Here is an 18,513-nt window from a genome sequence, read left to right on the forward strand (position 1 = left end):
CGTTTCTTCCTCGTGGGCGTAACATTCAGGCATGCAGAAGACTTCTCCGACCAAAGTCATTATTGATACCGACCCCGGCGTCGACGACGCGCTGGCGATTCTGCTCGCGCTGGCATCGCCTGAGTTGGACGTGGTGGGAATCACCACGGTCTGCGGCAATGTGCCGGTGGGGCAGGGCACGAAGAATCTGTTTCGTCTCTTGAATCTTCTCAATCCACCACCCGGATTGCTGGTTGGACAGGGGGCAGCCCGACCATTGGAAGAAGATCTGGAAACGGCTCTCCACGTACATGGCTGCGATGGGCTCGGCGAGCTGGATGCTGTGCTGACTGCAGAGGGGACCATGCGGTACCCGTCTGTACGGCTGCCGCCTCTTCTCTCCACGGCGCAAGATGTGTGGAACGAATGTGTGCGGCGGCATCAGGAAGAGATCACGCTGATTACCTTAGGTCCGCTGACGAATGTGGCCGTGGCGCTGAAAGTGAATCCGCTCACCGTGCAAAAGTTTCGCTCGATAATTGCGATGGGAGGAGCGATCGGCGTGCCCGGCAACGTGTCGCCGGTGGCCGAGTTCAATATGTATGTGGACCCGCATGCCGCCCAGCGGGTGTTTCAAGCGGCGCTTCCGTTAACCCTGGTGCCGTTGGACGTAACCACTCGTGTCGGCGTGCCCCGCGATGTCCTCAAGACGTGGACCGCGGCATCGCGTGATCCGCGCTGTCGCATCGTCGCGGATATGACCACCAAAGCCTTTGATTTTGCCGAACAGGTCGAAGGTCACGGGTTGCTGTACTTTCACGACCCGATGGCCGTCCTCGCGGCCGTTGAGTCATCGTTGCTCAAGACCGAACTGCTGCATGTCGAAGTGGAAGTGGTCGGGCGAGTGTCCCGGGGGGCCACCGTTGCGGACCGGCGCCATCGCAGGCCGGAAGAGAAAGCCCATCCGAATATGCAGGTGGCGGTTGATGTCGACGCCGAACGGGCGTTGGGCGTCATCCGCAGTCGATTGTGCCCATGGTCGTCGTAGTTGGTTCCAGCAACATCGATATCACCGCGGCGGTCGATCGTTTGCCGGCTCGCGGCGAGACCCTGCTCGGGCGCCATGTCCTGCAATCGTTCGGCGGCAAGGGTGCGAATCAAGCTGTGGCGGCGGCGCGCGCGGGCGCCAACGTCGCGTTCCTCAGCAAAGTCGGAAGTGACCCGAACGGCGTCCTAATAGAACGGCATCTGGCGGCGCAGGGCTTGTCGCAGCTGGTGCTTCTGCGTGATACTGCAGCGCAGACCGGGGTCGCGATGATTCTGGTCGATGCAGCCGGCGACAATCAGATTGTCGTGGTTCCCGGGAGCAACCAGCATCTGACTCCGGCGGATGTGCGGCGCCATGCTGGACTGATCTCCGAGGCGCGCGTCCTGCTTGTTCAAATGGAAATTCCCGTTGAGACGGTCCAGGAATGCTTACGGCTGGCCAAACAACATAATCTCCTCACGATTCTCAACCCAGCTCCAGCCTGTTCTTTGCCGCCAGAGTGTTTACGAATGGTGGATATTCTCACGCCGAATGAACGCGAAGCCTGCGTAGTCGCGGGTGTCACGGACTCGGTCGAAGCGGCAGGGGTGTTGCTAGGCGGTGGCGCAGGAACAGTCGTCGTCACTCGTGGCGCGGATGGCGCAGTGGTCTCACGCGGCCAGGAGGTGATTCCTATTCCGGCCTTTGTTGTGGAAGCGATTGATTCGACAGGCGCCGGGGATGCTTTCAATGGGGCGTTGGCCTGCGGTTTGGCTGAAGGAATGCCGATCGAGACAGCGGTGGAGATGGCTGCTGCTGCCGGGGCATTGGCCGCGACCGGGCATGGCGCGCAGGCGGCGATCCCTTTCCGGGACGACATCGACCGCCTCCGCCGGACAGGATCGAGACGCCTGCGCTCGCTCGCTTAATTTCCTTTGGCGGATTGGGCCCTCAGTTGCGCGAGCACTTGCCGCGCTTCCGGTATGAAGTCCACGCGCTGCAGTTCCTGGGCAAGATCCAGCGCCCTCGTCGCAATGGCGACGGCCTCTTCATGTCGCCCACCGGCGCAATAGCTTTTTGCCAGGCTCAATCGGGCATTGACGGACGCTGGTTCACGGGCAATCACCTCACGCAGCAGCAGTTCCCCTTTTTCCTTGTCTCCCCCCATAAACCCCGGGACGCGAACCAGAACGGTGCCTTTGGCCGAGAGTGCGTCTAAATGGTCGGGCGCCAGTTCGAGGGTGCGGTTCAGCTCTTTCATCATTCGGCGGAATCCAAAGAGCGACGAGAGGCTCTCTCCGTCCACCCGCAGTTGCTCGCCGAGATTGCAGAACAGGGCAAAGTGCGCGTCAGGCGATGATTCATCCGCCGCAACAGCCTGCTCGCCCAGGGCTTGCCCCGAAGCGAAATGTTGAATCCGATCCGTACGAGTCTGGGCCTGCCGGCCCAGCGAGCATTCATGCATGGCTTCGATCGTCAGGCGTTGTACCGGCGTATCTGCGGAAGCCTGCCCGGTGATGAGAGTCAGAACAAGCGCGAGCCATACTGGGATGACGATGTATCTCATAAGAACACCGATGATGTGAGGTGAATCAAAATAAGACGGGAATGGTACAGCAATTATTGGGCTGGATGCCAGAGTATAGCATGCAGCCGGCAGTGTGGCGTGGGGTAGCCTATCCTGAAAAATTGCCAGTCCAAGGCGCAAGCGTGCGAAATGCGTTCAACAGACAGCTGTAGGGATATGCCGCATTGCGTCCACTCGGATTCGGGAGCAACACGACGCGGGAATCGTACAGCAGTACCGATTGCAGACCGGGCTTGCGGCCTGCTTGTCTCGGTTCAAAGGGAAAGAGGATTGGATAGAGTGTGATACCAAGAAGCGCAACCACACGCGGGCGATACCGGCGAATGGTTTCCATCAGCGCTAACCGGCCTGTGGCATAGTCCTCGGCTGTGAGGCTCTCCATTCCCGCAGTCGGGCGGGCAACGAGGTTCGTGAGTCCCAGGCCCCATTCGGGAAGCCGTCCGTCGTCCCGGTACGTGAGAGGTTCCGGCACTAAAGCTGCCTCATAGAGCAGTTTCCAAAAACGGTTGGAGTGGCCAGCGTAATGATGGCCCACTGAGGCCGAGCGTAGACCAGGATTGATTCCGACAAATAATATTCTGAGGTCCGGTGCGAGATGGTCAGGCAAGGAAGGTGGTCGTGGCATTTGTGGGTGAGTCCCGGGATGGCAAGGTCTCTTGGTCATGTGCGCGGTGAGCCTTATCGGGTCGGATTTCAGGTCATTGAATGAGGCGGTTTAGTAGAGGACGGGCTATTCTGCCACAGAATGGACCGACGCTTCATAGGACGTTCGGGCCATCTGAAGATTCGAGGTGCGAAAAAACAAGGAGTTACGCCAGCGTTCCATAAGGCAAGGACCTTGCTATACCGAAGAACCGTCGGTGGTTGGTAACTTCAAATCTAACAGGAGGTAGTCAGTATGAAGAAGATGATGTTGACGGTCATGGCGGCAGCGTTGTTGGTGGCGTTCAGCGCTCCTTCGTTCGCTGGCGACGACAAGAAGAAGGAAGAGAAGAAGGGCGGCCACTTCTCCCAGACCCTCTTCGGCGATGACAAGAAGAAGGAAGAGAAGAAGGGTGGACACCTGTCCCAGACCGTGTTCGGCGAAGAGAAGAAGAAAGACGAGAAGAAGGGCGGCCACTAAGAATCAACCGTTTTTTGGCGAGGCTAGCTGGCTGAAGAGGGCTCCCATCCGAGTGGTGGGAGTCCTCTTCTGTCGTTTACGGTTCTTCTACTTGCCGAATATAGACCAATTGTAATCCGACGATCGTTTTTGCGTCCCGTATCGTGCCATCCGCGATTTTTGCGATGGCTTCCCTTAGTGGCATCTCCACCACTTCCAAGACTTCGTCCTGATCCAAATTCTGGATGCCAAGCGTCAGGTCTGTGGCCAGATAGATATGGATGACCTCATCGGCAAACCCCGGGGCCGTAAAAATGCTGGAGAGGAGTTCGTAGCGACCGGCCTTGTATCCGATCTCCTCCTCAAGCTCGCGAGCGGCGCAGTCTAACGGGTTTTCCTTCGGATGTAGCTTGCCTGCGGGGATTTCGTATATGAATCCGTTGGCGGCGTGGCGGAATTGGCGGATCAGTACGACTGTTCCATCAACCTTCAACGGCACGACAGCGGACGCCCCGGGATGGCGTATGACTTCCAGATCTATCGTATGCCCGTTCGGCAGGCGTACCGTCTCTACGTTGAGCGTGACGACCGCGCCTTTGTAGATAGGTCTGACCATGGGGTACGGGTTACGGTGTGCCGGGATGTTTCTTGTAAAAGGGTGGTTTCACAACCACCGCGGGGCAGGATTTTCCCCTGATATCAATCAGGATGGACGATCCCGGTTGGGCTGCCGCCGGAGTGACGTATCCCATGCCGATACCTTTTTGCAGTATGGGCGACAGATTTCCGCTGGTGACCTCGCCGATCTCTGCGTGCGGCGCCTGTGCGCTGAGAATCTTGAATCCATGTCGAGGCACGGCTTTTTCGACGAGTTCAAAGGCGACGAGTCGACGTGATGGCCCGTTGCTGTGCTGCGCAAGCAAGGTCGTGCGGCCGATAAACTCTCCCTTGTCGAATTTCACGACCCAGTCCGCTCCGGCTTCGATGGGCGTCGTGTGTTCGTCCATGTCATTGCCGTAGAGCAAGTAGGCCATTTCGAGCCGCAGTAAATCACGCGCGCCCAGTCCAGCCGGCTTCATGCCCAGCGGTTGTCCCGCCTCAAGAAGACGATTCCAGATCGTCATAGCTCCCTCAGCAGGAAAGTACAACTCATAGCCCAATTCGCCGGTATAGCCGGTTCGTGTGACCAGGGTCGGCTGACCACAGAGGACGGCGCCGAGGCAGTGCCGGATTTTCAGCAGGTGAAGATCGGTCACGCCGGCGGCGGTGAGAATCTCGCGTGAGGCGGGGCCTTGAATCGCAACTTGCGCGAAAGCTGTCGACTGGTCCTGAACCGTGCAGCCCTGAGCGTACGCGACCTTTTCGTGCAACCAGGCGACGATCTTTTCCCGATTTGACGCATTCACGCAGACAAGAAATTCATAGGGTTTCACGTGATAGATGAAAATATCATCCTTGATGCCCCCATCGGGCGCGCAGACCATCGAGTATTGCGACTGGCGCACCGACAGTTTCGAGACATCATTCGTGGTGACGCGCTGCAAAAAGGCCAATGAACCAGGCCCCGCAACACGGATGCGTCCCATGTGACTGACATCGAACAGCCCTGCATGGTGGCGGACAGTCTGATACTCATCGACGACGCCGGAATAGTGAATGGGCATCTCCCATCCGGCAAAATCGACCAGCTTGCCTTGTGCGTTACGGTGCGCGTCTATCAGTGGCGTGTGTTTCATCGGACGTGCGTGAAATCCATGGTGGCGGTGCAGGTAGACCGAAATAGGAACCGGTTTTATCGGACTTCGAGCAGTTCTACGTCAAACACCAGCGTTGCATTGGGAGGAATCACTCCGCCGGCGCCGCGTGCGCCATACCCGAGTTCCGGTGGAATCGTGAGCTTTCGTTTTCCGCCGACTTTCATTCCGGCCACCCCTTCATCCCATCCTCGGATGACCTGGCCTGCGCCGATTGGAAAGGAGAACGGATCACGGCGGTCGACGGAGCTGTCGAACTTCTTGCCATTCGTCAACCAGCCTGTATAGTGCACCGTTGCCAGATTGCCCGCGGCGGCTTCACGACCGGTCCCCACAACCACGTCTACGTATTTAAGCCCGGATGCGGTCGTGACTTCCGCCGTTGTGCCGGGTTGTTCACTCTGCGCCATCATTGGCCTCCCTATGGTCATGAATATCAGTCCCACGATACCCCAAGTCGTCCACCAGAAGCGAGTCTTCATACGTACCTTTCAGCTCCCCCTGTGACCTGAATCCCGACATCGTAGAGGCGGAGCAATTTACTGGTTCAGATCTGGCCTATGCCGCCGCTCGGGCTCGGAGAAAATGGCAATGCTGGCCGTATAGCCATGGAGAAAATTCCGTCCCCCGACCGGTCCCACTTCCCCCTGCGCAAAAAAACCGGCGAGCGGGATGGCGCCCAATTGTTCGCCCAACACGGATGCGTCGTGGTGCGGCATGCCAAACAGCCCTTTGCCGCGTCCGCAACAACTGAACAACAGCGCGCCGAGCGGATGTGATGGTACGCCGCGAGGGGCCGCGGTGAGCAAGGCATGCAGATCTTCATCCGCGGAATGGGCATCGCGGACTTGAAACTGGACGGTCTGTCCTTCCTGGACGACATCCCCGATGACGATGGCGCCGGTTTGCTGGTCGGCTCCGAGCAGGTTGCGGATCAAGAAATCGCCTCGGGTGAATTGCGCACGTTGCTCGTCCATCGCAATACCGATATGCAAGGCCCGTTGGGCTTGCGCCCGTTCATCACTGCTGAGTTGTTCAAAGACCGTCTGCAGGCAATGCAAGGCAGGCATTCCGCCGAGCTCTTGAATCACATTGTGCTCTGCCTTCGTGACGATGAAGCGGTCACCGATGGGACGGCAGCCCTGTGAGATGACGGAGCGCACTGCGATATTTCCGGACAGCGCCACGCCGACTAATCCGTCGGTATATACCTGGTCATCGAGGAACAGGCGGTTTTCGCCGAGGTCTTGCCCGCCTCCCGACAGCCCCCCCAGCGTGCGAGTTCCGGGGTACTGCTCCTCAATGACGGCCAAAACTTCTTGCATGGGCGTGGAAAAAGGATCGGCAAACAGCATCATGACCTGGTCTGTGGCTCCGGCATCCTCCATGTCCGGCCAATTGCGCAGCGAGAACTGGTCATGGACGCTTGAAAAGGAAAGCCGCAGCGGTTGGATGAGCACGCCGGGCAGATGTGCTGCCCAGAGAGTGGCAGCCGGACCCGACTCAATTTCACGTCCGGTCGCAATAATCCCTTCGCCCGTGCAGCCGACCAGCGTCACCGGGGCCAGTGCCGTGCGGAGGTCTTGTGAAAGGGACTCGGCCTGGTCTGCATGCTGAGCGGAAATAAAGAGGAATGCCACGTCAATTCGCGCGGGACCCAACTGTGCGCGGATGGACTTGATCAAGTCATCGGCGGCCGCCTGTGCGTTGCCCTGGCGGGTGAGGGCGGAGGCAAATCGCAGCGTTGACGGCGGAGTCCTAGTCACGGGGTGTCCTGCTGAATCGGGGTTGAACGGTGTGCAGTCGCCGTGGTCAGATGCCTGGATTCATGCGTTCGGGTCGTTCCGTAGCGAGTTTCTTGTAGTAGCGCCACATGTACGAATGATAATCATCGAGCTGTGCGAGCAAATAATGGAGTTCGGTCGGATCCTGCGTTTCCAGGGCTTGCACCATTCTCGTTTTTAGAAAGTCCGCAAATTTGTCGCTTTTTTCGATCGCGGTGAGAAGCGTGAGTCCGCCTCCCATGGAATAATCAGCCATAGCCCTCCGCATCAATACAGACGAGCCAGGAGAATAGCGTTGGGGCCTTGTAAAAGCAAGGTGCGGAACGCGCCGCTCGTCTGGTTACCGCCTGATCGTCACGTCCGAAGACAACAGTGCGCGGAGACGCGGGATCGAGATGGCCTCAACCCGGAACCCGTCGCGTCCCGTCACGGTGGTTGCGCCGGTGAGGGCGTTGAGGATCGCTTCTTCGGTGGCCTCGACCGTAGCCGTGATGACGGCATTCAGATGGGTGTCGGCAAGATGCGTCAGGGAAAAGGTTGGCTCAGTCGGGTAATGGGGGATGATATTGCCCGTGGAGAAGGCGAGCATGAAATCGCCGCTGCCATGGCGTGCGGTCGAACCGGTTCTGGCGAGTCCCAACGCTGCCCGCTTTCCGAGTCGGGTCAGTTGCCGGCTATCGAGCGGGGCATCCGTGGCAATGATGACAATGATCGACCCCTCGGCATTACCGCTGGATCCTTCACGGGAGGCATGGAAGCGTTCAGGGTTCGGATCCGGCGCCACGCTGGAGTGAGTCGGCGCGGTGGCATACTGTTGTCCCACCGGCACTCCGCCCATGACGAGTTCAGGGCGACGGCCGTGGTTGGCGTTGACCAATACTCCGATCGTAAACCCTCCGTCTGCTGCAGGAAGCCGCCGGGAAGCGGTGCCGATGCCGCCCTTAAATCCATAGGAGATCATGCCGGTGCCTGCGCCGACGGTCCCCTCCGAAACCGGTCCGGCTGTTGCGTCGTCCAAGGCTTGCACGACATCAGCTTCAGAGACATGCCGGCCCTGAATGTCGTTCAACCGTCCGTCATCACATTCCGCCACGACCGGCGTAAGGGTGTCGTCGGTGATGCCGATCCCCGGATAGCGACGGAGCATCCAGCTGATGACGCCGTTCGCGACCCGCGGCACATTGAGCGTATTAGTCAACGCGATGGGATATTCGAGAAATCCCGACTCGGCGATCCAGGCCAGGCCGGTCATTTCTCCGGTGCCATTCAGTACGAACGCTCCTGCGGGAACTTTCTTGTGCCAGACATCCTCCCGTGGTACGACGACTGTTACGCCGGTTCTGACCGGCCCCTGTCCTGGTTGCAGAGGACCTTCTCCGCGTATCAGCGTGACGTGTCCGACCTTCACTCCCGGCACATCGGTGATGGCGTTCAGCGGGCCGGGCTCCAATTGGCCGAGTCTCAGCCCAAGCGCGCGTGCGCGGACCCGGGTCTGCTCTGTCATGTCGTTCGACGTATCCCCGCTCCAGCCGGAGGAGGCGCACGCAGTCATGAGGAGGAGGGAGCAGGCGATGATTGAACGGGAACCGGTGGGTGTAGGGCTCATGCTGACGGCATCCTCCAGGCGTTCCAGGCTCCGAATCGAGGGGTGATGCTAGATCTCATAACTGCCCTCTTTGTGGGGCACGACAACTGATGTCCGGGGGTGTTCGTTCTGGATGGCCGCCCCCAGCGACAGCGCCTGTTTTTCTTCCCCGTGGACCACGAAAATCTGCTGAGGTGCGGGAGAGATCGCTCGCACGTATGCGAGCAGATCGTTTCGGTCCGCATGGGCCGACAATCCGTTAATCACCACCACCTGGGCTCGGCGCGCGGTGGGAATGCCGAATAGCGGGACCACGTCCCACCCTTCAACCAGCCTGCGCCCCAAAGTATGCTCGGCCTGAAACCCCACGATGGCGATGATATTAGCTTCGTCCTGGATGGCATGTTTGAGGTGATGGACCACGCGCCCTCCTTCGCACATGCCGGAGGAAGCGATGATCACGCAGGGACCTTTCGCGCTGTTCAGGCGCTTACTTTCATCCGGCGATGAGACATACCGGATATACCGGGCCGCAAAGGGATCACCTTCCGAGGTGAAGGTGCGATAGGTTTCTTCGTCGTAACATTCGGGGTGCTTGCGAAATACGTCCGTGACCTTCGAGGCCAGGGGGGAGTCGATGTAAATGGGAAGCGGATCGATCTGTCCCTCGGCCACCAATTGTTTGATTCGCATGACGAGGTCTTGTGTCCGTCCGAGCGCGAACGCGGGCACGATAATCTTGCTGTGATGCGCCTTGGCGTGGGCGACGAGCTGTTGGGCGGTCCTGGTCAGCGCTTCGCCGGCCTCCTCATGGACGCGATCACCGTAGGTTGATTCGATGATCAAGATATCGCAACTCGGCGGGGGCGTCGGGTCGCGGAGGATGGGCATGTGCGAGCGTCCCAGATCGCCAGAGAACAGCACAGTGGTGCTGTTGCCGCGTGCGGAGTATTTGAGGCGAATGGCGGCAGACCCTAGAATGTGACCCACGTCATGGAAGGAGGCAGTGACGCGAGGGGTCACTTTGATTGTGTCCCCGTAGCGAGCGCCGACGAAGCGACGGATGATGGCTCGCGCGTCCCGAGCCTCATAGAAGGGGTGCAGGCACTTCTTGCCGCGACGATTTTCCTTTCGGTTCAGGTAGGCGCAATCGTTTTCTTGCAGGCGGGCGGAGTCCTCCAGCATGACGGCGGTGAGATCCGCCGTGGCACGCGTCATGTGCACATCCCCGCGAAACTGGTGTTGGCTGAGGACGGGAAGCGCGCCGGAATGGTCGATATGCGCGTGCGAGAGGAGTACGGCTTGAATCGCGCGCGGATCAAATCCCAGGAACCGGTTCTGCCGATCGGCCTCCTGCCGTTGGCCCTGAAAAAGGCCGCAGTCCAACAGGATTCGGCTGCCGGGCATTTCGAGCAGATGACGGCTGCCGGTGACTGATCGCGCGGCGCCATGAAAGGTAAGTTTCATCGAGCCGCGGGGCCTCCATGGGTTCGACTGATCAGATCCCAGGCTTGTCGGGCCGTTTCCGCAAAATGGAAGAGTGACAGATCACCGGGGCTGATGAGCCCTTCATCAACCAGCATGGACCAATTGATGAGCCGTTCCCAATAGGCTTGCCCGATGAGGACAACGGTAATGTTGCGGGTTTTACCTGTCTGCAGAAGCGTCAGGGTTTCAAATAATTCGTCGAGCGTGCCGAACCCGCCGGGAAAGACCACCAGCGCCCGGGCGCGAAGGAGAAAATGCATTTTGCGTAGCGCGAAATAGCGAAATTGAAAACAGAGGTCCGGTGTGATGTAGGGGTTCGGTTGTTGTTCGTGCGGCAGCGTAATGTTGAGTCCCATCGACTTTGCGCCTGCATCCGCCGCCCCACGATTGGCCGCTTCCATGATGCCGGGTCCTCCGCCGGTGACGATGACGTAGTCGCACTGCCCGTCTATTTGGCAGGTGGCGGACACGAGGTGGCCGAACTCGCGGGCGATATCATAGTAGTGAGCCATTGCCAACCGGCGTTCGGCCCTTGCGACGTGCTGCTGTCGCAGGGGATCCTGCGGAGCGGTTTTCAGCTCGGCCGTGGCTGCTTCCAGGGCATCGCGGGCACGGGAGGGTTCGACCAACCGCGAACTGCCAAAGACGACGATCGTCGATCGGATGCCTTGCTCTGTCTGGATCAATTCCGGCTTCAGCAATTCCAGCCCGAGACGGAGCGGACGCAACTCGTCGCGCTGGAGAAAGTCGATGTCGCGATCAGCGGGGATATAGGAGGAAGGCGTGGTGTGAGTGTGTCTGCTGGCTGAATCGTCGGGGGAACCTGCGCCCATGAGCGGCATTATAACGAGATACGTGCAAGGCGGCAATTCGTGGCCGGCGATGGCCCTGCCGCGTGGTCAAAACGGATAGGGCGTAAACAGTGGCTCTGGACGATGTCGCACGAAGGACTGGTGCGTCACGACCCAGTTGGTGTCGCAGAGGAGCTCGAAGGCATCCGTGCCCATGCCTGAACGGGAGAACACAAGGTCCGGGTCGACCGGCGACCATGGCTTGACCAGCCATCCGAAATTGACCCGAGAGTATTTTGCGTTGAGAAACCGATAGGTCACGACGGCGCCTCCCTCGGCATCCGTAATTGAATCTGGCGCGCCCAATTTGTCGACGACATCGGCCAGAGTGGTCTGCCCTTCGGTAATGAAGGCCACCGAGTCGGAAGTCAGCGGAGTATTGATGGTCAGGCGCGCGACGTTGCAGCCGAGCAAGGACACCGTCAGCATCACCGCGAGAAGGAGTGTGAGCGAAACGTTCCTGTGTGACACAGCGTCAATCTCCGAAGGGCCAGAACCTGAACTCCAGCTGTTCTGTTCGTTTCGACGCGATGACCTCTTCCACAATGCCTTCGCGATTGATGATGACAAACAGGTCGTCGCTCTTGACAGACACACGGGAGAAGTTGAGCAGGATCAGGAGGAGGCTACCGACCTTGGCGTCGTATCGATAGTATTGAAAGAGATCGCGCCCGTTCAATTGCAGAAGACGGTCCGGAGCGCCGAGTTGGGCCAGGATGTCCGCCCGCGTGGTGATACCCTTTTTGATCGAATTGACGGTTTCCATCTTGATTTCGTCGCCCAGGGTGCCTCGGCTGAATGCGCAGGCGTTCAGCATCAGCATCATCACGCTCAGCAGCAGCCCCACTCGTCGCATGTGCGATCCTCCTTTTGCGTACAATCCTCCCGGCCGGTTAGCTGTTGTGGCCGGGAGGAGAAGGTTTGGGAAGGACGAAATCGGACTCGAAGATCCGGTAGGTGGACGGGGTGAGTCCAACCCGTTCGTACACCCCTTGGGCGATGCGGTTGTCGCCCTCCACATACAACCGGACACCGCAGACGTCTGCTCGCGATTGCGCCAGCGTCATCACGGCCCGGTGCATGGCACGGTACACGCCTTGTCGTCGCCATGCCGGCTCAACGTAGACGCTCTGAATCCACCAGAATTGGGCATTCCGCCAGTCGCTCCATTCGTACGTGATCAGAAGCTGTCCAACGGTCACTGTATCGGCCGAAGCATTTCGGTGCAAGTCCGCGACGTAATATTTCCCGCGTTCCGGGCGGTCGATCACGGCTTGGGTGCCTAATCGTAGACGTGAAACGTCCAGTTGTCGGTGTTCAGTCTCCAGGGCCATGGCTGCGCTGAATCTGGTGAGGATATCCAAGTCCTGTATAGTGGCCTGGCGGATGCGCAGCTGGTTCGTGGAGATCATGACGACTTTCCCGCCGGGGCCGTGAGCCAGCCTTGCAAGGGGCGATACAAACCCGCTGAAAATTCCAACTTGAGCGCTTCCTCCGGCAAGAGATTCAAGGGCTGCAGTTGGCTTTTGGGGATCATCGCGAGATATCCCGTGAAGGGGTGAATGGCAGTCGGGACGAACACCATGACCAATTCAACCGTCGGGGCGATCTGTAGTGCCGCCGGCGGTGAGCCCATGACGAAGCCGAGCGCCCAGAGCCCATCGCGAGGGAACGGAAACGCGACCACCGTACTTTGTCCGAAGCGCGCGCGATAGTTCAGGAGATCCGTCATGCTTTTCAGGGTGAGGTAGATGCTGCGGATTAAAGGGATTCCTTCGAGGGTCGTTTCCGCCCAGTGGACGAATCGCTGTCCAATGACCTGGGTGGCAATGACTCCAACAAGAAGGACCATGCCGATGAGCAACACAATTCCCAATCCCGGAGCATAGGGCTGCATCTGCCGGCCGATGAGATCGAGCAAGAACGAATCCAGCGTTTCGAACAGAGCCGTCAGGATCAAAAACGTCGTCCAGGCCGGAACGAGCAGGAGCAGTCCTGTGAAAAAGATGCGTCCAAGCCGATGAGAAGACGTCACGCTGGGTCCCGGTGTTGGTGCGCGAGAGGGGTATCGATGATCTACGATACCAGATGGCGAAGAGTTTTGGTATCTTCTTGATCTGCCGATGCATTTGGACTATGTTTCCTGTAACCTTTGAGTCACCCTTCCCGGGTGAGATTGTGAGAGCTACCGTGAGTGACGCCGTTCAAAAGAAAGTCAATCTCGACAAGGACTTGTTGGCCATTCTGTGCTGCCCTGAAACCAAGCAGACGGTCGTGCTGGCTGACGAGCTGTTGATTCAAAAAGTGAACGGGGCGATTGAGCGCGGCGTGTTAAAGAACAAGGCGCAAAAGTCAGTCACGGAAAAGCTCGACGGCGGATTAGTGCGATCGGACAATAAAATTCTGTACCCCGTGCGGGAAGATATTCCTGTCATGTTGATCGATGAGGGGATTCCGCTCGAACAGCTGGCGTAGGTTTCCTGCCTCGAACCTTCTCAGTTTCACATCAACACTTGATCGGTTGGGTGGATAGCTCCGCAAGGAGCGCGTGCTCTGCATCCTTGCATGCCTTCACTCTGAGATTCTTGGCTGGGACCGGTTCCTGACAGCGGGCGAGTGGTACCTATGGCGCCAGGAGGCCGCTGTCTCCTGACGCGCTCTCCGTTTTTGAACCGGTGGAAGTTCCGCATTGCGCGCACAGGTATTCGTACAGATTTCCTGAGGGTAACACGAGGAGCAGGCGCTGCCGTGTAGGGGTGGCTTGGCGACACTGTCCGCAGTACAGCAAAGAGGCGTTAAACGAATCGTACTGATCCGTCTGACGCTGGTCCTGAGACGAGGGCGTGGCCCGCGGGCTTGCTGGACGCGGGGGCCAGCCTGGCGGTGAAGGTTTGTTCGAACGTGGCCGCATGAAGGGCATTCTACTGAGAGCGGGGTGCCGCGCGCAACGGGCGGCGTGTGAGTTCGTCCGGATAGGAATCAGCGAATATGCTGGTCTTCAGCGGCATCGGGCTCTTCGTTGTTTCTCCCGCGAAACACCCACCAGAGTGAGCGGATGACCTGAACCACCACATAAAGCGCCAGGCCGGACAGTAATCCGTACAGCCAGGCCTTGCTCCACGGCCACATGTCCGGTGCATGCAGAACGACGGCGAGGGCAATATGGCCTCCCAAGCCGAGACAAATGGCGAAGATGATCCACTCACGGGCCATAGTCGCCCTCGGAGGAGGCCATAACGAAGGGTAAGCCTGGAGACAATCGACAGGCGGTTACACGGAGGTTTTTGCGGACTCGATCTCAGTTGCCGTGATCAGGCTGGACAAGTAGTCCGCGACGAAGGTCAGAGCCTCCTCGCGTCCGTCTGCGCGCCGGCCTTTTTCACGACGCTGCACGGAGAGCTCATGATCCAAGTCTGACTTCACTTCCGTCAAGACGCGTTGGAGCGTCGTCGGAGTGATATTGGCGTCCATATCCTCAAGCTCCTGGCAGCGATCCAGGACCCAATTGAGACCTTCGATCCGCCCGGCGTAATGTTCCTGCTCAGCGGTATCGATGCGGGACATGGTTGTTGCAAACGTCTGGGCTTCATACACCAGATTATAGAAACTCGTAACAGCGCGTTGTAACGTGGGATTCATAGTGCTCCTTGGCTCATTAAGAGGTTCTCGTGATTATACCTGAGATTAGGGGGGCGACAAGAAATTTTTTTGATGAACGGCGACTACGTGAACAGGAGGGAGTGAAATTCGTTCATGAACCCGTAATACAGCGGGGCAAAATCTTTGAGGCTGTCCGGGCTGTTCTCTTTCAATCGCTTAAAGAAAAATACCTGGGCGCGAGGATCTAATTGCTCGAGAAGGCGGCTGAGTTGGGCCATCGAGTAACTGCCGGCCGGAACACTGAGTACGTAGTGCACTAGCCGTTCAACGAACTGCTGCTCCACATACTCGCTGACAAGCAGTCCGTCGGGAATCTTGCCTGATGCGAGATACTCGTCAAATGAAATGGCTTGCGCTGCAAACGGGGCCGACTGCTGCGGGCGGGAGGTCACGCTACGGTTACCTCATTGATAGGAATGGCGAAATGCGACATGACATTCACTGTACTCAAGCCTCTCAAGTCCGTCAAGTGGACAGAAGAAGCAGACAGGTCTGAGGCGAAAGGCCAAGGTTCCGGTAGCAGAAGGGCAAGTTGTGCGGCGAAGGTTTTTTCGACTCACCTGTGATTGTGTATGAATCGATGAGTATCGCTTGGCGAAGGATATTTGCGAGCGCTGGCTTGACAGTCTTGACATCTGATCGGTAGAATCCCGCTTCTTCAGACGGATGCGGGAATAGCTCAGTGGTAGAGCATCGCCTTGCCAAGGCGAGGGTCGCGGGTTCAAATCCCGTTTCCCGCTCCAATTTTTCAATCACTTCCTTACAGCGCCGTTCTCCACTCTCCGCTCCATAGGCGGTCCGTGGCTTAAGGTCATCCAAACTGACCTTTTGTTGGACAACTCTTTCAATGCCCGAACCTGGTCCCTGATAGCTCGCCTATCTCATGGCGCAGCTGAAGAAGCTTACAAGGGAGCTGAACTTTATACGGTGGGGTGACTCGACGGGCCGGGCATCAGGATCTGCCTGACTGAAGCGGAATATGCAACCAACCATCTGATAGGCTCTTTGCGAGAGAGGCGGTTCGGAAATTCTCCAGCTTCAGGAAGATCGCGGAGCGGAAGCTCACGATCCTCGATAACGTCTCTGACCTGAAAGACCTGCTGGCACCAGCCGTAAATCGATTAGAGAAGTTACAAAGCGGACCGGGTTGGACAGCACAGTGTCAGGATCAACGATCCGTGGCGGATCTGTTTTCTTTGGAAGGCGGACAGATCTTATGAAGTCGAAATCACCGATTACCACTGAAGGGAAACAGCATGAGTAAGAATGGCATGCGGCCGGTTCATCCTGGAGAAATTTTGCTGGCAGAATTCCTGAAACCGTCGGATCCTCCGATTAACGCCAATACGCTTGCCAGGACCCTTGAGGTTCCGGCGAATCGGATCACGGCGCTTATCAAAGGACAGCTGGGGATCACGGACGATACCGCCGTGCGCCTGGCGACGTTTTTCAACATGACCCCTGAATTTTGGATGAACCTGCAGAAAACGTATGAGCTGCGGCTTGCGGAGAAATCCCTGCCGGTGAGAGTGAAGAAACACATTGAAGAAAGCGTACTCTGATCAAATCAGCCACCTCTTGTAAGTTGGTAAGTGACATTCTGGAGTAAGGTGGAGTTGAGCGCAAAATGAGCACGGCAGGGCAAGAGGTTCTCATGATGAGCTGGATCTTGCGGTTCATGCCCTCGGCTCCTGCGTTGGTGACGCGGTGGCGGCCGTAGGCTAGGAGGCCTGCGAGATGGCGTGTGACAGTGCGCGCTGTCTCAATACCTGGACAAAGGCCGTTTTCGCTCATCTCCTACTCAACACGAGTTCTTGTTGAACCACCCTTGGATGCCACGAGTGGTCCTGGAAGGATGACCCGTTCTCGAATAAGTTGCGCGGAAGATTGTGAGCCACGGAACAGATGGCTCACCGTACCGGAACAAGTGGCTGAGTTGGAATGGAACGCGTGGCTGAGTTCGACCGGAATGACTGGCTCATTTGGGGCAGAATGCGCAGAAGAACACATGTGAACTATCATGTTGAGAGTTGGTCCCCCGCATGGTCTACAGTCGCACACCATGACCAAGGGGGATCCCATGCGATTGATCACGACGAAGGAACTGAGAACATTGAGCATCGCCACACGACATCATCACCTCATCAACAGCCGACTGGCGATGTTGCGCTACGCGGACGAATATGGGTTCAAAGGCGCCGCCCGGCGCTTCGGCTTGGATCGCAAGACGGTGAGAACCTGGCACCGGCGCTGGGTAGCCAGTGGGCCCGCCGGATTGGTGCCGCGCCATCCGGTGAAGCGCCGCCGACGCATCTCCGACGAGGCGGTGCGGTTGATCGAGCAGGCGCGCCGCGAGCTGCAGTTTGGGGCGATGCGGACCCGGTTCTGGCTGGATCGGGTGCATCGCATCCGCGTCGCGGCCGCAACCATCCGCCGGATCTGCCGGGATCTCGGCTATCCGCCAATCCGGCGCACCGGCCCGCGACGCCCTCGACAGTCGCTGCTTGACAAGGCAGTACACCTCTAAGAATAGGGATCACCCTCTGTATTTTGATGGCCGCTGATTTGGGCCATGCCGAAAAAGGGACTTCAGCACGATCACCAAATAGCACTATTACCCCAAGATCAAGACGAGTAATCGCCCACTATATCCTGGATCAAGGTGTGTCACGCGCACGCTTCGGTGCCGCCAGGACCAGACATCTTTGATCAACGTGGGGCAATCGTTAGTGGTTTGTGGGCCGAAGTGCTTTAGAATGGTATCGCTCGCTTGTTGATCGCAGCAGAAATTCTGAAATTTGCTACACTTGTCTTGCTGGGATAGGAGTCAGCTAGTTCAGTGACTTGCGATTTTCCCCACGTGACGGGGCGCCATCGGTGGTGCATAAGGCAATATCAGAAAGGAAGCGATGATGCGATCTATCCTCTCACTTATTGTTCTTCCCCTGGGTCTTTCATCCCTTTTGCTGGGTGGATGCGCGACGATGGCGAACATCGACCAGCAAATTAGCGTGACCACACAACCGGACGATGCGAACGTCACCCTCGGCAGCATAACTGGCTCCACTCCGATGAGCGCCACCGTGCCTGGAGGCTATAGCATCCCTCAAGCTGTCCAAGTTACAAAAGAAGGCTACCAACCGCAAACAGTTGCTATTCAGCGTGGATTCAGAACCTCACACCTTGTCCAAGATTTCTTTCCTGGACTTCTTTTAGGCCCGATCCCATTACTGGTTGATGCCATCACGGGAGACTGGTGGTACGTGGCGAACACGAATTATCACATTAGGCTGCATCCCATTCCGACCTCGGTCAGTTCTGCCCCACCCTCCCGCCAAGAAGTTAAGTAGTGGGCGGAGCATATCGGGAGAGATGTTCCCTCGTCCCTTCCGATGTGCTCGGTGATACACCCGTGATACTCTTGAATAGTTCCAGCAAGAATGAGGATCACCCTGCTGATGAAGAGCCCCGCCGAAACCCTCGCTCAGCACACTCAATTTGTTGTGGCACCAGGCTGGCTGACCTGCCCCCGGTAGTTGTACCAGCGTGAAGGTGAGTCAGGCACACTGTGACCCGCCCCGCAAATGTAGACCGATCGAGACCTGAGGATTTGGCCTGGGCGTGATCGGTTTAAGCCGCCTATGCGGCGATGCGAACCTAGCATAGCTCACGTGACGGTCTCCAATAATTCAGGG

25 protein-coding genes, 1 tRNA gene and 2 pseudogenes are annotated in these 18,513 nt (G+C 58.0%); 9 read left to right on the forward strand and 19 right to left on the reverse strand.

From position 1 onward, the window contains the following. The first annotated feature begins 31 nt into the window (after positions 1-31). Both GDA65_04465 and rbsK read left to right on the forward strand, forming a co-directional pair. Positions 32-1,027: a nucleoside hydrolase gene (locus GDA65_04465; GenBank protein MBA5861944.1), complete on the forward strand. Its 996-nt coding sequence runs from the start codon at positions 32-34 to the stop codon at positions 1,025-1,027. Beyond that, a complete protein-coding gene (gene rbsK / locus GDA65_04470) occupies positions 1,015-1,935 on the forward strand; it encodes a ribokinase (protein MBA5861945.1) in 921 nt (306 codons plus the stop codon). Before GDA65_04465 ends, rbsK begins: the two co-directional genes overlap by 13 nt. Here the strand turns inward: rbsK and GDA65_04475 are convergent. Both GDA65_04475 and GDA65_04480 read right to left on the reverse strand, forming a co-directional pair. Further along, the gene (locus tag GDA65_04475) at positions 1,932-2,573 is read right to left on the reverse strand and encodes a hypothetical protein (GenBank protein MBA5861946.1); all 642 of its coding nucleotides are present in this window, start codon (positions 2,571-2,573) and stop codon (positions 1,932-1,934) included. The genes rbsK and GDA65_04475 overlap by 4 nt on opposite strands. Positions 2,574-2,682: 109 nt before the next feature. Continuing rightward, the gene (locus GDA65_04480) at positions 2,683-3,258 is read right to left on the reverse strand and encodes a mismatch-specific DNA-glycosylase (protein MBA5861947.1); all 576 of its coding nucleotides are present in this window, start codon (positions 3,256-3,258) and stop codon (positions 2,683-2,685) included. Positions 3,259-3,492: 234 nt separating this feature from the next. Between GDA65_04480 and GDA65_04485 the strand changes: the two genes are divergently transcribed. Continuing rightward, the gene (locus GDA65_04485; GenBank protein ID MBA5861948.1) at positions 3,493-3,717 is read left to right on the forward strand and encodes a hypothetical protein; all 225 of its coding nucleotides are present in this window, start codon (positions 3,493-3,495) and stop codon (positions 3,715-3,717) included. 76 nt (positions 3,718-3,793) lie between these two features. Here GDA65_04485 and GDA65_04490 read toward each other — a convergent pair whose 3' ends face one another. The 12 genes from GDA65_04490 to GDA65_04545 form a co-directional block, all read right to left on the reverse strand. Then, positions 3,794-4,312 carry an NUDIX domain-containing protein gene (locus GDA65_04490; protein ID MBA5861949.1) on the reverse strand — a complete coding sequence of 173 codons (519 nt, stop codon included), beginning with the start codon at positions 4,310-4,312 and terminating at the stop codon, positions 3,794-3,796. Positions 4,313-4,322: 10 nt separating this feature from the next. Next, positions 4,323-5,432: a glycine cleavage system aminomethyltransferase GcvT gene (gcvT, locus tag GDA65_04495; protein MBA5861950.1), complete on the reverse strand. Its 1,110-nt coding sequence runs from the start codon at positions 5,430-5,432 to the stop codon at positions 4,323-4,325. 56 nt (positions 5,433-5,488) lie between these two features. Continuing rightward, complete coding sequence (locus GDA65_04500; GenBank protein MBA5861951.1) at positions 5,489-5,860, reverse strand: FKBP-type peptidyl-prolyl cis-trans isomerase; 372 nt, start codon at positions 5,858-5,860, stop codon at positions 5,489-5,491. A 129-nt stretch (positions 5,861-5,989) separates the two neighbouring features. Continuing rightward, positions 5,990-7,216: a hypothetical protein gene (locus GDA65_04505; GenBank protein MBA5861952.1), complete on the reverse strand. Its 1,227-nt coding sequence runs from the start codon at positions 7,214-7,216 to the stop codon at positions 5,990-5,992. Positions 7,217-7,262: 46 nt separating this feature from the next. Continuing rightward, positions 7,263-7,490, reverse strand: coding sequence for a hypothetical protein (locus tag GDA65_04510; protein MBA5861953.1), 228 nt, complete (start codon positions 7,488-7,490; stop codon positions 7,263-7,265). Between the two features lie 84 nt (positions 7,491-7,574). Then, positions 7,575-8,738, reverse strand: a complete 1,164-nt coding sequence (locus tag GDA65_04515; protein ID MBA5861954.1) for a S58 family peptidase — start codon at positions 8,736-8,738, stop codon at positions 7,575-7,577. A gap of 150 nt (positions 8,739-8,888) precedes the next feature. After that, positions 8,889-10,286, reverse strand: a complete 1,398-nt coding sequence (locus GDA65_04520) for an MBL fold metallo-hydrolase (protein ID MBA5861955.1) — start codon at positions 10,284-10,286, stop codon at positions 8,889-8,891. Next, positions 10,283-11,149, reverse strand: a complete 867-nt coding sequence (locus GDA65_04525; GenBank protein MBA5861956.1) for a TIGR00730 family Rossman fold protein — start codon at positions 11,147-11,149, stop codon at positions 10,283-10,285. The genes GDA65_04520 and GDA65_04525 overlap by 4 nt, the downstream gene beginning before the upstream one ends. Positions 11,150-11,206: 57 nt before the next feature. Beyond that, a complete protein-coding gene (locus GDA65_04530) occupies positions 11,207-11,629 on the reverse strand; it encodes a hypothetical protein (GenBank protein ID MBA5861957.1) in 423 nt (140 codons plus the stop codon). Positions 11,630-11,633: 4 nt separating this feature from the next. Next, positions 11,634-12,014 (reverse strand): hypothetical protein, encoded by a 381-nt coding sequence (locus GDA65_04535; protein MBA5861958.1) that lies wholly within the window; start codon positions 12,012-12,014, stop codon positions 11,634-11,636. Positions 12,015-12,051: 37 nt separating this feature from the next. Beyond that, entirely contained in the window at positions 12,052-12,570 is a 519-nt protein-coding gene (locus GDA65_04540) for a GNAT family N-acetyltransferase (GenBank protein ID MBA5861959.1), read from the reverse strand. Continuing rightward, positions 12,567-13,193 (reverse strand): DUF502 domain-containing protein, encoded by a 627-nt coding sequence (locus GDA65_04545; GenBank protein ID MBA5861960.1) that lies wholly within the window; start codon positions 13,191-13,193, stop codon positions 12,567-12,569. Before GDA65_04545 ends, GDA65_04540 begins: the two co-directional genes overlap by 4 nt. Before the next feature lie 101 nt (positions 13,194-13,294). Between GDA65_04545 and GDA65_04550 the strand changes: the two genes are divergently transcribed. Then, positions 13,295-13,633, forward strand: coding sequence for a hypothetical protein (locus GDA65_04550; GenBank protein ID MBA5861961.1), 339 nt, complete (start codon positions 13,295-13,297; stop codon positions 13,631-13,633). Between the two features lie 148 nt (positions 13,634-13,781). On the opposite strand, the pseudogene GDA65_04555 reads toward GDA65_04550, so the two are convergent. The 4 genes and pseudogenes from GDA65_04555 to GDA65_04570 form a co-directional block, all read right to left on the reverse strand. Continuing rightward, a pseudogene (locus GDA65_04555) lies at positions 13,782-13,991 on the reverse strand (cytoplasmic protein). A gap of 146 nt (positions 13,992-14,137) precedes the next feature. Next, positions 14,138-14,371: a hypothetical protein gene (locus GDA65_04560; GenBank protein MBA5861962.1), complete on the reverse strand. Its 234-nt coding sequence runs from the start codon at positions 14,369-14,371 to the stop codon at positions 14,138-14,140. A gap of 57 nt (positions 14,372-14,428) precedes the next feature. Further along, positions 14,429-14,797, reverse strand: a complete 369-nt coding sequence (locus tag GDA65_04565; GenBank protein ID MBA5861963.1) for a hypothetical protein — start codon at positions 14,795-14,797, stop codon at positions 14,429-14,431. Positions 14,798-14,880: 83 nt separating this feature from the next. Next, positions 14,881-15,210 (reverse strand): hypothetical protein, encoded by a 330-nt coding sequence (locus GDA65_04570; protein MBA5861964.1) that lies wholly within the window; start codon positions 15,208-15,210, stop codon positions 14,881-14,883. 276 nt (positions 15,211-15,486) lie between these two features. Here GDA65_04570 and GDA65_04575 point away from each other — a divergent pair. The 3 genes and pseudogenes from GDA65_04575 (at position 15,487) to GDA65_04585 (ending at position 16,380) form a co-directional block, all read left to right on the forward strand. Further along, a tRNA-Gly gene (locus GDA65_04575) sits at positions 15,487-15,561 on the forward strand. A gap of 234 nt (positions 15,562-15,795) precedes the next feature. Further along, a pseudogene (locus GDA65_04580) lies at positions 15,796-16,063 on the forward strand (excinuclease ABC subunit A). Positions 16,064-16,074: 11 nt separating this feature from the next. Further along, positions 16,075-16,380, forward strand: a complete 306-nt coding sequence (locus tag GDA65_04585) for a HigA family addiction module antidote protein (GenBank protein ID MBA5861965.1) — start codon at positions 16,075-16,077, stop codon at positions 16,378-16,380. Here the strand turns inward: GDA65_04585 and GDA65_04590 are convergent. Continuing rightward, complete coding sequence (locus GDA65_04590) at positions 16,268-16,612, reverse strand: hypothetical protein (protein MBA5861966.1); 345 nt, start codon at positions 16,610-16,612, stop codon at positions 16,268-16,270. The genes GDA65_04585 and GDA65_04590 overlap by 113 nt on opposite strands. Positions 16,613-16,838: 226 nt before the next feature. Between GDA65_04590 and GDA65_04595 the strand changes: the two genes are divergently transcribed. Both GDA65_04595 and GDA65_04600 read left to right on the forward strand, forming a co-directional pair. Beyond that, positions 16,839-17,345 (forward strand): helix-turn-helix domain-containing protein, encoded by a 507-nt coding sequence (locus GDA65_04595; GenBank protein ID MBA5861967.1) that lies wholly within the window; start codon positions 16,839-16,841, stop codon positions 17,343-17,345. 382 nt (positions 17,346-17,727) lie between these two features. After that, positions 17,728-18,168, forward strand: a complete 441-nt coding sequence (locus GDA65_04600) for a PEGA domain-containing protein (GenBank protein ID MBA5861968.1) — start codon at positions 17,728-17,730, stop codon at positions 18,166-18,168. Positions 18,169-18,513: the final 345 nt, after the last annotated feature.

Origin of the sequence: Nitrospira sp. CR1.1 (assembly GCA_014055465.1) — a bacterium.
In the GTDB taxonomy this organism is placed as follows: domain Bacteria; phylum Nitrospirota; class Nitrospiria; order Nitrospirales; family Nitrospiraceae; genus Nitrospira_A.

Coding starts and splice junctions, on each gene's coding strand:
- GDA65_04485 (MBA5861948.1), top strand. CDS start 3,493: ATGAAGAAGATGATGTTGACGGTCATGGCGGCAGCGTTGTTGGTGGCG.
- GDA65_04565 (MBA5861963.1), bottom strand. CDS start 14,797: ATGAATCCCACGTTACAACGCGCTGTTACGAGTTTCTATAATCTGGTG.
- GDA65_04475 (MBA5861946.1), bottom strand. CDS start 2,573: ATGAGATACATCGTCATCCCAGTATGGCTCGCGCTTGTTCTGACTCTC.
- gcvT (MBA5861950.1), bottom strand. CDS start 5,432: ATGAAACACACGCCACTGATAGACGCGCACCGTAACGCACAAGGCAAG.
- GDA65_04550 (MBA5861961.1), top strand. CDS start 13,295: ATGTTTCCTGTAACCTTTGAGTCACCCTTCCCGGGTGAGATTGTGAGA.
- GDA65_04535 (MBA5861958.1), bottom strand. CDS start 12,014: ATGCGACGAGTGGGGCTGCTGCTGAGCGTGATGATGCTGATGCTGAAC.
- GDA65_04585 (MBA5861965.1), top strand. CDS start 16,075: ATGAGTAAGAATGGCATGCGGCCGGTTCATCCTGGAGAAATTTTGCTG.
- GDA65_04480 (MBA5861947.1), bottom strand. CDS start 3,258: ATGACCAAGAGACCTTGCCATCCCGGGACTCACCCACAAATGCCACGA.
- GDA65_04540 (MBA5861959.1), bottom strand. CDS start 12,570: ATGATCTCCACGAACCAGCTGCGCATCCGCCAGGCCACTATACAGGAC.
- GDA65_04490 (MBA5861949.1), bottom strand. CDS start 4,312: ATGGTCAGACCTATCTACAAAGGCGCGGTCGTCACGCTCAACGTAGAG.
- GDA65_04590 (MBA5861966.1), bottom strand. CDS start 16,612: ATGAGCGAAAACGGCCTTTGTCCAGGTATTGAGACAGCGCGCACTGTC.
- GDA65_04465 (MBA5861944.1), top strand. CDS start 32: ATGCAGAAGACTTCTCCGACCAAAGTCATTATTGATACCGACCCCGGC.
- GDA65_04520 (MBA5861955.1), bottom strand. CDS start 10,286: ATGAAACTTACCTTTCATGGCGCCGCGCGATCAGTCACCGGCAGCCGT.
- GDA65_04510 (MBA5861953.1), bottom strand. CDS start 7,490: ATGGCTGATTATTCCATGGGAGGCGGACTCACGCTTCTCACCGCGATC.
- GDA65_04600 (MBA5861968.1), top strand. CDS start 17,728: ATGATGCGATCTATCCTCTCACTTATTGTTCTTCCCCTGGGTCTTTCA.
- GDA65_04595 (MBA5861967.1), top strand. CDS start 16,839: ATGTTGAGAGTTGGTCCCCCGCATGGTCTACAGTCGCACACCATGACC.
- rbsK (MBA5861945.1), top strand. CDS start 1,015: ATGGTCGTCGTAGTTGGTTCCAGCAACATCGATATCACCGCGGCGGTC.
- GDA65_04525 (MBA5861956.1), bottom strand. CDS start 11,149: ATGCCGCTCATGGGCGCAGGTTCCCCCGACGATTCAGCCAGCAGACAC.
- GDA65_04515 (MBA5861954.1), bottom strand. CDS start 8,738: ATGACAGAGCAGACCCGGGTCCGCGCACGCGCGCTTGGGCTGAGACTC.
- GDA65_04560 (MBA5861962.1), bottom strand. CDS start 14,371: ATGGCCCGTGAGTGGATCATCTTCGCCATTTGTCTCGGCTTGGGAGGC.
- GDA65_04500 (MBA5861951.1), bottom strand. CDS start 5,860: ATGGCGCAGAGTGAACAACCCGGCACAACGGCGGAAGTCACGACCGCA.